The organism is Pseudoalteromonas sp. 10-33 (genome assembly GCF_001469195.1).
Taxonomy (GTDB): Bacteria; Pseudomonadota; Gammaproteobacteria; order Enterobacterales; family Alteromonadaceae; genus Pseudoalteromonas.
This window is the reverse complement of record NZ_LOFI01000001.1, coordinates 584,734-600,321: the sequence shown is the minus strand read 5'-3', so window position 1 is coordinate 600,321 and position 15,588 is coordinate 584,734. Positions and strand designations below refer to the sequence as shown.

Below are 15,588 nucleotides of genomic sequence, written 5' to 3'. Positions count from 1 at the left end.
TAATTAGGCGCCTTTTGCTGATTTAATGTAAACGGTTATATGAGTGTTTTAATAAATGTTTTTAGCTCATCGGCAAATTCATCACGACGAAGTGCAAACTCAATGGTTGCTTTTAAATAACCAATTTTACTACCGCAATCGTGGCTTCGGCCTTTCATTGCGTACGCATCTACTTTTTCACTTTGCATAAGCATGGCAATAGCATCGGTAAGCTGAATTTCATCGCCAGCACCCTGTGGAGTTTTTGCGAGTAGCGGCCAAATATTTTCACTTAACACATAACGCCCAACCACGGCTAGGTTTGAAGGAGCCTCGTCAACCGGTGGCTTTTCTACCATGTTAACAATAGGCGAGCTTTCACCTTGCGCTATTTCGGTGCTACCTAAATCCACTACTCCAAACTTATCAACTTCCTGCATTGGTACAGGCTCTACCATTATTTGGTTGTGTTTTGTTTGTTCAAAATGAGCGATCATCTCGGCGAGGTTGTCTTTTTTAAGATCGCTTTCAACGTCGTCTATGATCACATCGGGTAAAATAACCACAAAAGGTTCGTTACCAATAATTGGGGCTGCACAGTTAATAGCATGACCTAGCCCTTTTGCTTCACCTTGGCGTACGTGAATTATTGTTACGTCTTTAGGGCAAATGGCTTGTACTTCGGCAAGTAATTGCCGCTTAACACGCTTTTCAAGCGTTGCCTCTAATTCAAAGCTGGTATCAAAATGGTTTTCAATAGAGTTTTTACTTGAGTGCGTTACAAGTACAATTTCTTTTATGCCTGCACATACCGCTTCGTTAACTACGTATTGTATTAAAGGACGGTCTACTACAGGAAGCATCTCTTTAGGAATTGCTTTAGTGGCTGGTAGCATGCGTGTACCAAGGCCCGCTACTGGGATCACTGCTTTCATGTTGTTTTCCTTAATCGGTTATTATACTGAAAATGGATATTGAATTGCGTCGTGGCATTGATAGCCAGTTACTTCAAAGTCGTCTCGGGTAACCCAGGTTTCTATGTCTTCTAGTGACTTAATCTTTGGGTTAATTGTAAGCTTGGGCGATTCAAATGGTTCGCGTTTAAGCTGTACGTCGCGCATTAACTCGAGCTGATTTTCGTAAATATGAGCATTAGCTATTTTATGATATGCCTTACCCGGTTTATGACCGGTAATTTGAGCGACCAGAGCAAGCAACACAAAGCATTGAATTTGATTGAAATTTAGCCCCAAAGGTTTTACAACCCCTAATTTGTGCACAATACGATAAAAATTAACTGATTTTGCAACATATCATACAGTGCATTTTAAAATTATGCACTGTATGTAGCTAAATTAGAACCATTTAGCATTTAATGGTTTACTGATGCCAAGCAGCCTCCATCATTCTAGAGTAACTGATCTCTAGTCCACCGATTTGTTCACAGATATCATTTTCTAGCATGCCTATCAAAGTATTTTTTTCTAATATGTTTGCACTTGCTAAATCGAAATCTGGATTATGAATGACCTTATTTCTAAACTCATTCAACTTTGACATAGTTTTAATAAATTCCTCACTAAGGTACTTTTTATTTTGGGCAAACTGCGTAAGTTCTTCCCAGTTTGAAAGTACTTCATACTGTTCTTTTTCTTCAGCATTCTTAGGAATGTAGTCAGTAAAGTCCCTTAGCGACAACAATAGCCTTTCCCAATTTTTAGAAAACTGGGAAAACTCCTCACTTGAAGTAGAGATTAGGTTCTCAGCAATTTCTTCTTTTTGCTCCTCAGTGACATTAACTTGCTTAAGCTTATCTATCGCTTCTTCAAAAACCTTATTAACTTCTTGAGTTCCTTTCTTTATTTCATTCAGCTCATCTTCTGTTATGAATCGATTGTGAGCAACTTTACATCTCAGGTCATAGAGTCGACTCCACTTTTTTTCTAAGAAAGAACTATTGCAATTAACTATAGGAGAAAAGTACCGTTGCCAATTCGATTGAGGAACTAACTCTCGTAGCTCATCGATATCTAAGCTTTCGATTGAAGTAGCCTTAGAGATTTTTTCATTTACTTTGTCTAGGCTGCCTGTTGCATATTCCTTAAAAAGTAACTTTGACAATTGAATAAAATCTAATTGGTAAAGGTAGTTGCCTGAACGATTAGAGGACTTTTTAGCTCTGGTTGATTTTTCATCATCGATGTTGTCACCTTTTATCGAGTTATCAACTTCTACAGGCACGGCCTCTTTTGTCCACCTTAGCCCTAAGTTAGCAAACATGAATTTTGTAATCAGTTTTCTAAGTAAGTTCTCAGTTTCATGTATTACAGGATAAGCTTCATTGCAGCGGTTACTTGAGATATCGTCCCACAATACCTCTGGCTGTCTTCCACTGATTTTACCAATAATAGATTTTAGCAATCTAAGCAACTCTAAGAACTGGCTCTCATTTCGAGTATCAAATAGAGTTAGGGTCAAGTGGAAATATCGTTGAATGGAACTATCTACATTATCAAAGCTGACATCATAGCCAAAACTACAATCAGCATATGTAATTTTATCGCCACTGATCTTAATGCCGTCATTAGCTTGAAGCAAATTTCCAAATGAATCAACCGACTTGCAGATAGGTTCCTTTGCATCTATTACAACTAAATATTCTACGTTCAATGTTCTTCCTTTTTAAATAAAGAAAACAGAGTTTTAAAGCAATCGTTTATGAAAACGACTGATGAAACTCATTACAAAAATGAACTTTGCCTTCTTTTGAGGCAGTTCCAGACAAACTCACATTTCCATGACTAGTATTCACAGTAAACCGATAGGTTCTGTATTCACTAAAGTCAGGAATAGTTACTAATATTCTTTCTTGTTCTTTTACGGTTAGAAACTCTACAGCTTCTGATATATATTTCTCTGAATATCCCAAGTCGCCCATCGGATTCCATTTATACCCAATAACTTTCTCGAAATCCCAGTCAAAATTTGAATCAAGTTTAGCTTTGATATAGTTTGAAATTGACCTTTTCTTAGGCGAAAACCTTGCTACATCAACACTATTTATTTTGAATGGTGTTGTTCTCATATTTGATAAGTGCAAAATAACTCGATCTAAATCATCAACACTTACAACATCAACTATCTCAATTGATGGCATTGTTTTAAAATATTCAATTTCTGTTACGTGCTTGGTAGACAAGGCTATCTGATAAGTATTTTCCGCCAACTTTCGTGTTTTTCGATGATTTAAATAAGCTGCTAAAGAAATTACCAGTGCACATACCGAAAGGTAAAGTTCCATGTCATCAATTGAAAAATTCAAATCTGCACCTTTATATAACTCGACTTGAATTAGATACCCTTGTTTGCCCAGTTATAGGCCCCAAGAACATTTGGTCATCAAGAAAACTAAGCACAAGCTTTAATTCTTTTTTTACATTGGGTAAGACTATCTCACCATCACTCACTTCAATATCGAAATTAACTTCATTTGCTTTCGCACTTAAGTCTTGCACTGAGAATGTCTCAAGTACATCGTTTCTTTGAATTCTTGCGATTGTTTGCCTAACAACATGATCAGCCATAAGCAAGAACGCTTCTTCTTCAATTGCAGTAAAGTGTTGATGACTAGCAAGTGCCAACACCTCTTGATTAGTGGCTTCTCTATAATGATTGGAAAGGTCAAATACTCGCCTTGTAAAGTGATATGACTTGAAGTGCAATTGGTTGTCTTTGTAGAGGGCAATCAATTTGGAATCAAGAGTCATCCCGTAATATTCAAGTTTTTGAAATTCATCATTTGCTCCAAACACAATATTCATCATATTTGGCTTGATTAAACGAGTACCCTCAAACAACTGAACCAAGACTGTATAACCTTCATCGCCATCATTAGAACCACAGAAAACGGCAACTATTTTCGAGTTTGTTTCCTCATTAAAGTGCAAAGGCTCCAACGTCATAGGACTATCAATCGCGTCTTTGAATACTTGTGGAAGGTCAAACCCACCTATTGCCAATACTTCATCGTGCTCAGGCTTATACTGACCGTCAAATGGTATGACTTGAGTGTCATTATTCAAAAATTCAGCTTCTTGGTGAGAAAACATAGTCGTAAGCTCAACTTGCAACTCATTACCAAGCGCTATCCTTTTTACTTCTATTTCATTTCCATCTTTTACCAAAACAAAGAAATTGTTCCGAGTTGTCATTTTTTATTTCCTTATATCAAGCAGCATATATTGTGTTAGTTGACAAACTGAATTTACATCAGCGTTTTTTCTAATTGTCTTTCTAGTTAAGAGCACATAGGTAATATTTTCTTTAGTTGTAACTTCATACGCGTTATACCCAAGAACACCCAAAAGCGGGTTAAAATGATAAGCGTTGCTATTCCATGCTATTACTACAAATAGCAAGTATATAAAGCCCATAAGCGCAAAGTTTACTTCATTGTAACTAGCATTGAGAATTGGAACCAAATAGGCCAAAACAAAGCCAACAATTTCATTATCAGCAGGTTTGATTGAGATACTATTAATGTTAAATACTTCTAGCTTTTTTGGCGCTTGATTCAATACATAGAAGCAAAACACAGTAAAAAGCAAAACAACCACTACTAAAGGTATGATTATCGACCAGTTTTTCTTAGTCAAAAACTCTACAAAGGCCAATGTTAAAAGTATTGGGGCCGTAGAAGTTAAAACCAAGAAAAGCTTTGCAAGTTTAGTCATTTAGACTCTCCAACTCCATTTGAAAATATCAACTATAAACCAACCGTTCTTTGCATACTCTGCATCCAAGAGACTTTAAAAGCTGGATCATTTGCAAATAGTTTATATAGATCTAACTCATCTTTACGTCTTGCCAACATTACCTCTTTAAGCATTTTTTCGAATGCTAGCTCTCGGTTATGTGGGTCCGGGTTGTTTTGGTATTTAGCTTCAAAATCTGGGTGCTGTTTAATACTTTCTGCAATATTAATAAACTTAACTTTCTGCTCCTCTGGAGTTGCACTCCAGCCTTGGAACCATCTTTCGTTAAAGTTCTTGATAATATCATCTAACGGGTCTCGTTCTTCCTTTCCGCCATGCGCACCTCGTGGATTAGGATTCTGCGGCGCTAATTCTGTTTCTTCAGCATCAAGTCCAATACCATAGTTCAACTTAACCCGTTGAAGGCCATAAGAACTTAAATCAACAGCCTCTAATAATTCATCAAGCGCTGCTGAATCAGGATCTATAACAATAAGCTTTGGTATTAAAAATTTTAGAAACCAAAATAGCTTTTCCCATGCAACAATTTCGTATGGCATGATTGAAGCCATCTGCCCATATATTTTCACGAACTGTTTCGCTTTTACTTTGAAATCAACTTTATCTTCGTCTTCAAGCTCTAATTCATAGTTAAAACGGTTGGCAGCGGTATCAATAATTGGACTAAGTGTCTGTGCATCTTCGTCATTGAAGTAACGTTTAATAAAATCTTCAACCTCATGCCATTCGTATACACCGACATCATCCATCGAATCTTTCAACTCATGCAATACATTAATGTCAGTGGCCTCTGATAAGGTTGTTGAGGTATAGAAAGGATCAAATGATGTTTTAATATCATCAACATTATTGAAGAAATCTAAAACAAACAAGTCTTCGGTCTTTTTGCCAAGTTTCGGTGCTGAGCGGTTGAGACGAGACAACGCTTGAACACAAAGTACACTCGCTAGTCTTTTATCAACGTACATTGCGCACAGTTTTGGCTGGTCAAAACCCGTAAGATATTTGTTTGCAACAATTAATAAACGGTATTCGTCTTGATTTATATGCTTTGGAATTGGATCACTAGGGTCTTTACGCTTAAAGTTAACATCGAAATAATCTTTAGTGTCTCCCTCAGGAAAGCCATTCATATCTGCTTCGGTATATTCAATACCATCAACTTCTTTGACTCCTGAAAACGCTATAACAGCTTTAAACGGATTGCCTTGCAGCTCTAGTAACCTAGTTATAGCTTTGTAATAACGAATAGCTGTTTCAATATTTTGAGTTATTACCATTCCTTTTGCTTTACCTTTTAACTTTTTACTATTCACCACTTGCGGTATGAAATGCTCAAGCATGATCTCAGCTTTTGTATCAATGGTTTGTTGGCTTGTCTCTACATATGCACGAAGTCGCTTCTGAGCTTTTTTGGTATCAAAGTCAGGGTTGTCCTGAATTGACTTTTCAATCTCATAGTAACTTTTATAAGTGGTGTAATTCGCTATGACATCAAGAATAAAGCCTTCCTCAATCGCTTGCTTCATTGAATACAGATGGAATGGCTTAAAACTACCGTCTTCTTGCTGCTGCCCGAATTTCTCTAAAGTACTGTTTTTTGGTGTTGCTGTGAATGCTAAGTAAGATGCGTTACCTCGCATCTTTCTTGAGCGCATGGCTTGAAGCACTTTATCTTGAGCGTCTTCAGCTTCCTCTATTTCAGATTTACCCATCGCTCGGTTCATGTTGTCGTGAGCAGATCCGGACTGAGAGCTATGCGCTTCATCAATGATCACAGCAAAACGTTTATCACTTAAATCACTAATACCGTCAATAATGAAAGGGAATTTTTGAATCGTGGTGATAATAATTTTCTTACCATTTTCAAGTGCTGACTTGAGTTCTGATGATTTAAAAGCAGGAGCAACAATATTCTTAACTTCAGAAAACTCTTTAATATTATCTCTTAGCTGTTTATCTAAAAGCCTTCTGTCCGTTACAACAATCACAGAATCAAATAACGGCTGTTCTACACCTCTACTTCCCGCTACATCTTCTGATTGTGGATAAGTTTCAATAAGCTGGTATGCAGCCCATGTAATCGAGTTGGATTTACCAGATCCAGCCGAATGCTGAATCAAATAGGTTTGACCCACGCCATGCGTGGCGGCATGATTTACTAACTTACGAACAACATCCATTTGATGGTAACGAGGGAAGAAAAGCGTGCGCTTTTTGAGATCATCTTTGCTTGAACCATCTAAGCGAACAAAATGTTGAATAATGTTAGCCAAGCTTTCTTTAGTAAACACTTCCTCCCACAAATACGCTGTCTTATGACCGAACATGTTTGGTGGATTACCTTGTCCATGTCCATTACCTTTGTTGAATGGCAAGAAGAAAGTACTTTTACCTGCAAGCTTCGTGGTCATATACACCTCATCGGTATCAACCGCCATATGAACTAAACAACGACTAAATTGCAGTAAGGGTTGAGTTATATCTCTATCATTACGATACTGCTTTTGACCGTGATATCTAGCTGTTTGTCCCGTCCATGCATTTTTAAGTTCTAGTGTTATTAAAGGAATACCATTGATGAACAGCACCATGTCGATCTCTTGAAGCGGGTTTGCTTTTGAATAATGAAGCTGTCTAGTTGCGCTGAAAATATTTGCCGCAAAGTTCTGGTGAACTTTGTCACTACTACTTGCCAGTGGTGCTGGGTACATTAAGTTTAAATGCGCGTCATCTACACTCAACCCTTTTTTGAGCAGATGCAAGATGCCGTGTTTTTTGATTAGTCTGTCAAAACGTTCTAGCACTTTACGCTGCCAATCATTCGGGCTATTACGCTTAAGTTTTTCCAACTCATCTTCTTGCGTATTTTCTAAAAACTGCCAGAAATAATTAGTGTCTAACGCATAATGCATATCAAAGTCGGTTGGTTTACCAAGCTTATAAAACTTGTTGCCAAAATCAGGTGCAGCTTCTTGCACACCTGCTTTAATGTCTTCTAGGCAAGTTCCCGTTAATGCTTTTTCTATCGCAGCTTCTAATGCTTGTTCGTTTGTTTGACTAACCATTTCTTATTCTCCTTAATGCGTTGACTGGCTTTTAACTATTTTTATTACACGCCAACTAGGGGTTCCTTTCTTGGGATCTTTGTCCCAAATTTTTGTTGCTTTGACATACTCTTGATCGTTAAAACCGTTCAATAAATAAGGAGCAACGAAAGCATCATCAACAAAGCCAAAGCCCTTGGGATTGAGCTTTAGAGTGCCTTCAATTAATTTCACTCTCTCACTTTGTTTTGGTTCAACCTTGTGCGCTTCCAATACTTCTAACTGCTGTCCGTCATTAGCAAGTTTTAACTCTAGCCACGTTCCTACCTCTGGTAATCCTTTACCAAAAAGCACACCTTTTCTTGCGGTTACTTTTTTGTTTAAGTCAAGATATATACTAAATCTCTTACCTGAACGGTGATGCGAATCAACAATACCCACCGCCACTTCTAACTTCTTGGTTGCATATTGAAGGGCATCATTTGCTCTGGTTTTAATAACTTCATTAAAGTTAACCGATTCAATAGCAGAGGCATCAAACCACCCTTGCTGAATAAGCTCTTCATGCTCTGGTTTTATTTGCCAGCCATTTGCGTTGTATATTTCTATTAATTTACTCAATGCTGCTGAAGCAAAACCAAACTCTTCTCTATAAGCAAATAATTGAGCCAGACCAAAATACATCGGTACGCTAGCTGGGGGTTCATGAGAACTTAAAATACCTTTGCAATAACAGGATATTGCAGCTTTGGAGTCTTGACTAATATAAGTATCAGCTAATGCCCTCCAAGCCCAAGGCTCTGATACTTTGCTCTTTATAATTTTTATTGCAATATTCCTCGCTTCATTGAACTTTCCGACACTAGCTAGGCATTTACAAGTATCATACTGAAGCCAAACTTTGTTTCTATCGAGGGCACTATTAAGCGCATAATTTAGTAAATCTAAAATACTTTCTAAACTTAGGTTCCATTCTTTATGGTGTAATAACCACGCTTTACTCGTTTGCCTTGCTAATCTAACAACTAGGCTTGGAGACTCACCTTTTTCTGTTTTATATGGCTCTAAATCGGCTGGTTGATAAAGATTAGAGCCATAGTAAGTTAACATCTGGATATAAGACTCGTAGTGCTCTCCACAGCCCTTAAACAAATTGAAAAATCGGAAGTCTAACTCTTCACATGGAACCGGAAGGTTTAATTCAGCAAGGCAATTAATCCATGAATTAACAATTTCTTGTTCATTACCATTCGGGGCTTTGTTTTCTCTAGCTAAAATCGGGTCTTGAATCGCCTTTATTGCCGCATAGCAAATCCAAAATAAGGAAGTTCTTAAATATGTATTTTGTGGTTCGTTTTGAAAAACTACGTAACCACAATTCCATGCATCAACAAAATTGCCTTGCTGCTTCAGTTCTCGAATTTGTGCAAATACTTCACTACTCATTTAAAGCTTCCTTAAAAAGACCTATAACCTCTTCAGAGGTCGCTTTTTCAGGCATTATTTTCGATAATAACCCAGTTTTTATTACCCAAGTTTTTAACTGAATAGCCTCTTTATCCTTCGCGCAAAGAACTTGCATCTCCCAGTCACCTGAACGCTTCGCGTCAACTATTTCGAAACCTAATTCTTCTACAAAATTTCGAAGTGATTGTAGAGCCGTATTTAGTCTAGATTCATCAAACGTTATTTCGCTTGCTAAGAGTGTTTTTAATTCTTCGCTTAAACTCGGCTCTTTTGACTCATCAGGAAAAGCTAATGTTTTGACTTTAATATTTTTGTCATAGGTAAATCGAACACGAACTTTCTTACCCGTACTGTGCTCAAAAGTATAAAGCTCTTGATAGCTATGCTGCTTTAATTCACTGATCCGCCACGAAGAGTTACTAAGACAATTTGATACGGAAAAGCAAATAGCTTTAAGCTCAACTACATCAGTATTCATTCCAACGGGATAATTGAATTTTTCTAATTCTGCTCGTTCAGGAATTTGATAGTTAAAGCCTTTGCTTACAGGAAACATTCCAATTTTACAATTGTTGTTTGGAATGAATTGAGTCTGATATAGCGGAGTTAATTTAGGGTATTTAAGTAACTTCAAACCATTTTCAGCAGACATACTTGCTGTATATAAAAACCTAAAAAAACCATCATTGGTAATAGAGTCACCACTAGGGCCTCTACTAGCATCCAAATAAACTAAATTCCATTGCCTTCCTTGCGCTCTATGTACCGTCATGGCGTATGCATATCGAATTCTAGCCGCATTTAATAAAGGACTATGGGCGATATGATTTTGTATTAATTCAGAATACTTTTTCTTCTCTGATAAATATTCATCAGATTTCTTGTCATTGATGCTGTCCAATTTACCTTTAAGCCCTTTAAATGCTTCGACAGCTTGCTCTCTTGCCTTAATACTTAGCACTAACATTTGATCAGTACTTAATTCCGGCTTATCCGCATGTAAATAATCAATAATATAAGAAACGTTCACATCACCTAAGCTTGGCACTCGGCAATTCAAATAACCTATACGCACAACTGTCGGCATATCGCGGCCTTTTAGCTGTAACTCAATGGTATCAATCTTGTCATCAACCTCAGTAACGCTAGCTATTTCTCCTGAATGCACCCAGTCATTGCTGGACTCTATATCAACCGATATATTTTTTGGGCTAATCACTGGTGAACTTGTGTGGAAATCAATAAGATCTCCAGCATTTAGAACATAAGGGTTGGCTTGTTTTAGAACTTTTTGCTTAGCCGCAAAATTGATTTTTTGAGCCATATCATTCAACGCTGTTAAATAAACACCGTGATAACGCCCTGATGTTATATCAGTACCAATTGTAGGACTATTTTCTATCTGTGATACAACTTCACTATCTGCAATAGGCAGTTTATTAAAGTGTTTGTGTTGCATCTGCTGTGCAATTTCAAACTGAAAGTCATGTAACTCTTTAGGTTCTGACTCGATCTGTTGTTCTAAAAATGCTTCGTCTATCGTTAGTTCTTTGTCTCGAATAGCTTGACCGGATAGCAAACATTGGTCTAAGTCGCCACGAGATAGTTGATATGGGTCGCCAACCAAAAGTAATTTTGGCGGATTATTCTCAAACGCAGTTAATAGATCATTAACCATATGGCCTGACCCAAAAATCGCATTATCCATGTCATAGTAACTATTGCTGATTAAATGTGACTCGACAACTACCAAAACTTTGTCTTTAACTTGTTCGCTACTAAGTATCACAGGGTGCTTAGCTAACTCAACGCCATTTGATTTCTTTACTACTCCATCACTCTTACTGCTGTAGAGTACTTGATATATTGAGTTAAACTCTCCAAGCCCCATCTCGGTATACTTATTTGCAATTCGAGCATTCGGGGCCAAGAGCAACAAACTCTTATTTTTATTCTCTATTCGCTTAATTATTTCTCTAACTAGGGTTCGTTTACCCGTGCTAGACATGCCTTTCACAACCAAAGCACATATATCAGATGTTAACCATCGCTCTGCTTGTTCTAAGGCTGTTTTTTGAAACCCAATAGGCGTAAATTCAGTTTCGAATGAGGTATAAGGCTCAACAGATATTGCTCTAGTAACAGGCTTACCATCAGGGAAGTATTCAGGCGCGGCAAAAGCATCAGCAATCATATTAAGCTCATGCAAAGACATATCAATCTCTGCGCTTGCTATACCGTCAATTGTTCGAATAGCTTTACTTAAGTCACATATATGAAACCAACTCTTAATTTGTTGTGGTATCTGAGTATCATCTATTTCTATTGGTTGATGAAAAATCACTAAACCCGCTATATGACCAAGGTTTGGTTTAGATTGAATTTCAATATGCCCGCTTTTTATGTAATCGAGTAGAGCAAACTTATTGCTGCGAAGCTGTAAAAATGGATTTCGACTGTTACCGCCTTTAACAACAACATCATCACAGTACCAAGGGCCATTTTCAGAAAATGTTAGCTCACCCCCAAAATTTTTGAAATCGATAACAATGATCGCATTATTCTTAACGATTAATGCATCAAACTCTTTGCCTGCAACAAAAAAGTTACCGAACAAATATAACTGATCATCACGTTCATCCCACTCTGCTTGCAGCATATCATGCAAAGCATTAAACGCTTGGTTCTCATGACTGTGGTTAAATGCGCTCCCTCTGAAAGCTTTAAATCCCATTAAATGCCTCTCGTCCTGAATAATGCTGTTCCAATAAACAGATCATCTCTTTTTGATGCTGCTTAATCTTGTCTTTGTCCCACTCATCGTTTTCCTTCAACTCAAAAATTTGTTTTAACTTGAGTGAGTCATATACTGGTTTAGCTTTGAAGTCTTCCTGTTTTTTACCAACGGTTTGATTACTGTAGGACGAATTTTCACCCGGACTCAGTAACACAAGGTTGCCAAAAGCATCCAAATAGCTACCTTCTAGCCGCATATCGTATTCTTCATGTTGCGGGTGAACATGCTCAACAGAATTTTTTGAGCTAATACGGTATTTTTTGAATTTCTCGTCAGTTCTATTTTGTTCATTTTTCCAGAGCACATATTCCAGCTTCTGAAACCAATAATGCTCAAACCCAGTGCCGTTGATTTGCTTTAAATAATCACTCATTTCATTTGAAGATCCAAAACTGCCTTCTGTTTTCGTAAGGTAGTTAAAACTTGCCTGCTTTTGGCTAAGTTCGGCATGGAACAAAGCGAGTGACATCTTATTATCAATATCTTCTAACTTAGCCAGTACTATATTTTTATCTTCCGTATTGTTTTTAACTAACCAGCCTAGAAAAGATGTAAGCCAATACTGAGCGCTTCGTTCACCTGTGAAGTATCGAACGCTTTGAAGTTGGCTTAGTTCTGTAATTTCTGTAGGTACTCGGTTTAATCTGCTTTGAGTCTTTGAGAAATTAACATTACTTAATCGTAAAACTGCCGTGGACTCTTCGCCCTTTTCTACCCACTTCACAACCCACTTATCAAATTGGTAGCGTACTTGCCATAAGCAATCTAAAAACTTAATTACTTCAGATTCAGAAGCATTTATTACAAACGATTCAAATGCTTGATTAAGGCGCTCACCATTAACACGGCTCTCAATGTCATCATTGCCTGATTGAGCGTTATAGATTCTAAATGTATGAATTAAAAGCAGCGGAAAACTAATAATAGAACGGCAATATACTTCATCATCTGTATCGTTAGCATTGCTGTTAGTGCCCTTTGTAGACTCAGACTTACCTAACAATGATACATCACTTACAATCTCTTCAAGCGTTAGTCCTCTAACATTATCAGATTCAGTATCTACACCATCTTGATACAAAGGGGCATCGGCAAGCTTAAACTTTGTTTTGTCAAAACTAGCTAGCTCTACATCTTGAATTTCTTTCCAGTCAGAAGCTGTAAACACTCGCCTCACATTGCGCTCAAAGTAGTTATTTAGGTTTTCGCACACTTGCCACAAGCCATCATACTCTTGGCGGTTTTTGCTCAGCTTACCTAATAGTTTCGATTTTAAAATATCGGATTGCTCTAACTGCACACCACTGGTATTCATAGTCGCGAACAGTTTATTTAAATCGGTTCCAGCAGGAATAATGTTGTTAACCCAACGCACTTGCTGATGAAAGTACTTAGCAAAATCAACTAAATGCGCTTCACCTTTTTTACTGTCCTTACGTATTTCTTTAATAAAGCTCGTTGCCGTATTTAACGCTTCGGCTAAATGTTTGGTGTACTCGTTCTTATGAATATCTTCATCAGAGGGCTTATGGGTAAACTCTAAATCAGTCCATGAGCACAATAAACCTTGTACCATTTCTCTAATTGAAAACGTAACACGAGGAGAATTCTCTAATATCGCAACGTTTGAAAGCTCACAATCAACATTGGCTTTTTTAAATGCAATGGCAATTAGCATTAAGGTAGTCATGCGCTGTTGCCCATCGATCAATTCAAAGCTCACGGAGGCATCTTTGTTAGCTTTTTTCGGCAATTGAGAAGAAAGCACAGTGCCAATATAATATTGATGCTCTTTGGCGATAAATGCTTGTTCTATGTCCTGTAACAGCTTTAAAACGCCTTCACCGCCCCACACATAAGGCCGCTGATAAGATGGGATTTCAAACGCGATTTTTTTTATTAATAAATCTTGTGGCGTTTGCACTTTTGTTTCGACCTGACTAACGCTAGAAGTGTTGTTAGATAAAGGTAAACTCATGCTACACACTCCTGTAATATTTTAATATTAGGCTCTTTTAGCTCTGCTAATTTGTTCGCTATGCCTTGTTTTAAATCAGCATCAAAAGACTCAGCTATTTGGTTACCAGTGCGCTCAGCTATAAGTATGTTAAAAAACTTAGCATAACCTTTTAAGAATTTTTGCTTCACACCACGAGCAAGCTTACTGTCTCTATCTGATATTCCAATGTTATCGGGTGTTATATCTCGCTCAAAACTTTGCAACATTGTAACTAGCTGCTTGTGCTCATAAGCCGTGGTTATCCAATCTAGTAAGGGGTACTTATTAACAAATGAAGAAATAGAATCTTCTCTAACTGTTTTTTCATTGTAAAGTCGAATAGAAAAAACACATCGAGCTAACCAAAAACAGGCTTCATTAAGATGCTCTGTTCCAAATTCACTAACGTATAGCAAAATAGCAATATCAAATAATTCCGTTAAAAAATCGCTGTTATTTGCCTTTAACACCACCTCGTTGTAAAACGAATAAAATGGCTCTAAGTAAGGTTGAGACTGCTCAACCATCAAGGTGTGATATAACTCATTAAAATAAGCTAAATAATTAACCGTATTTATACCTGCATTTAGGGGCTGCTTAGCTAAATAGCCATCAACAAGTTGCTGTGATATTGCTCCTGATAAACTTTTTATTTGAGCGCCACGGCTAAAGGCTAAATCTTCATTTTTACCGCCCGTGTTCTCGGCAAACTCTTTTACAATTGCTTTTTTAACATTTTCAGGTGTTCGGTGAGAAGGAACAGGTTTAAAACCCAATGCCTGCCAGCGCCTCGCTTTAAGTAGCCTATTAACTACACCATCTAAGTAGTTAAATGACTCCCACTTTCTCGCAAAGTTATTTTGTATTTCACTGGGTATCGCACGTAAATGGTGGGCTTTAATGACTTGTGGGCCAGATAGTCTTACGCCACCTGTATTTTGGGTTTCAAAAAAACGATAGGCTTCATCTTCAGATTGTGTGATTACAACTGTAAAGTTAATACGGTTTAAATCGAGTGCTAGCAAAGACTCCGGGAGCGATTGTGCTGTTAGCCATCGATAGTTTTTGGCTATGCGCTCATGACTGCTTGGCGAACCATAGTGCATATTTGGCAGGGAGTAACTGTTACCATTTTTTGCTGCAATTGCCATGCAAATCAACTGCAAGGTCGTAATACGCTGTTGACCATCAATAATATTTAAAATAGTTTCAGAGCCATTAGTAACCTGATGCAACACCACACTGCCTAAATAGAGCATCGGTTTATCATGCTTACTCTGCGAATCAATCATTTCAGTATTCGTATTAAAATAAGCCTCTAGGTCACCTAATAAAGCTTCTACATCGCTAGGAGACCATTTGTAGGGCCGCTGATATTCAGGAAGGTTTAATCGCGCCTTAAAGTCAGTTTGCGACTCTTTATCAACATCGATTACATCGCCAGAGAATAACTGAGCAGCCGTTACACTGGTAACGGCAATGTCCATTGGGTTGTTTACTACATCCTTACGCTTAGTCATCCCT

General features: G+C 37.6%; 10 protein-coding genes and 1 pseudogene. All 11 read right to left on the bottom strand.

The genetic code is table 11. The annotated features are described in order from the left end of the window. Positions 1-35: 35 nt before the first annotated feature. Positions 36-914: a UTP--glucose-1-phosphate uridylyltransferase GalU gene (gene galU / locus ATS76_RS02730; RefSeq protein WP_058550948.1), complete on the bottom strand. Its 879-nt coding sequence runs from the start codon at positions 912-914 to the stop codon at positions 36-38. 21 nt (positions 915-935) lie between these two features. After that, positions 936-1,235, bottom strand: a pseudogene (locus ATS76_RS02725) (thymidylate synthase); the annotation flags it as partial. Between the two features lie 124 nt (positions 1,236-1,359). Beyond that, positions 1,360-2,649 carry a HEPN domain-containing protein gene (locus tag ATS76_RS02720; protein ID WP_058550946.1) on the bottom strand — a complete coding sequence of 430 codons (1,290 nt, stop codon included), beginning with the start codon at positions 2,647-2,649 and terminating at the stop codon, positions 1,360-1,362. Between the two features lie 46 nt (positions 2,650-2,695). Next, on the bottom strand, positions 2,696-3,301 hold the full coding sequence (locus ATS76_RS02715) for a hypothetical protein (protein ID WP_058550945.1): 606 nt from the start codon (positions 3,299-3,301) through the stop codon (positions 2,696-2,698). A 10-nt stretch (positions 3,302-3,311) separates the two neighbouring features. After that, entirely contained in the window at positions 3,312-4,190 is an 879-nt protein-coding gene (locus ATS76_RS02710) for a DUF4868 domain-containing protein (RefSeq protein WP_058550944.1), read from the bottom strand. Between the two features lie 3 nt (positions 4,191-4,193). Beyond that, entirely contained in the window at positions 4,194-4,712 is a 519-nt protein-coding gene (locus tag ATS76_RS02705) for a hypothetical protein (protein WP_058550943.1), read from the bottom strand. A 32-nt stretch (positions 4,713-4,744) separates the two neighbouring features. Continuing rightward, positions 4,745-7,822: a type I restriction endonuclease subunit R gene (locus tag ATS76_RS02700; RefSeq protein WP_058550942.1), complete on the bottom strand. Its 3,078-nt coding sequence runs from the start codon at positions 7,820-7,822 to the stop codon at positions 4,745-4,747. Between the two features lie 12 nt (positions 7,823-7,834). Continuing rightward, positions 7,835-9,247 (bottom strand): DUF7017 domain-containing protein, encoded by a 1,413-nt coding sequence (locus tag ATS76_RS02695; RefSeq protein WP_058550941.1) that lies wholly within the window; start codon positions 9,245-9,247, stop codon positions 7,835-7,837. Next, on the bottom strand, positions 9,240-12,002 hold the full coding sequence (locus ATS76_RS02690) for an NERD domain-containing protein/DEAD/DEAH box helicase (RefSeq protein ID WP_058550940.1): 2,763 nt from the start codon (positions 12,000-12,002) through the stop codon (positions 9,240-9,242). The genes ATS76_RS02695 and ATS76_RS02690 overlap by 8 nt, the downstream gene beginning before the upstream one ends. Then, positions 11,992-14,043 (bottom strand): DUF262 domain-containing protein, encoded by a 2,052-nt coding sequence (locus ATS76_RS02685; RefSeq protein ID WP_058550939.1) that lies wholly within the window; start codon positions 14,041-14,043, stop codon positions 11,992-11,994. The genes ATS76_RS02690 and ATS76_RS02685 overlap by 11 nt, the downstream gene beginning before the upstream one ends. Then, positions 14,040-15,584 (bottom strand): DUF262 domain-containing protein, encoded by a 1,545-nt coding sequence (locus tag ATS76_RS02680; protein ID WP_082664314.1) that lies wholly within the window; start codon positions 15,582-15,584, stop codon positions 14,040-14,042. Before ATS76_RS02680 ends, ATS76_RS02685 begins: the two co-directional genes overlap by 4 nt. Positions 15,585-15,588: the final 4 nt, after the last annotated feature.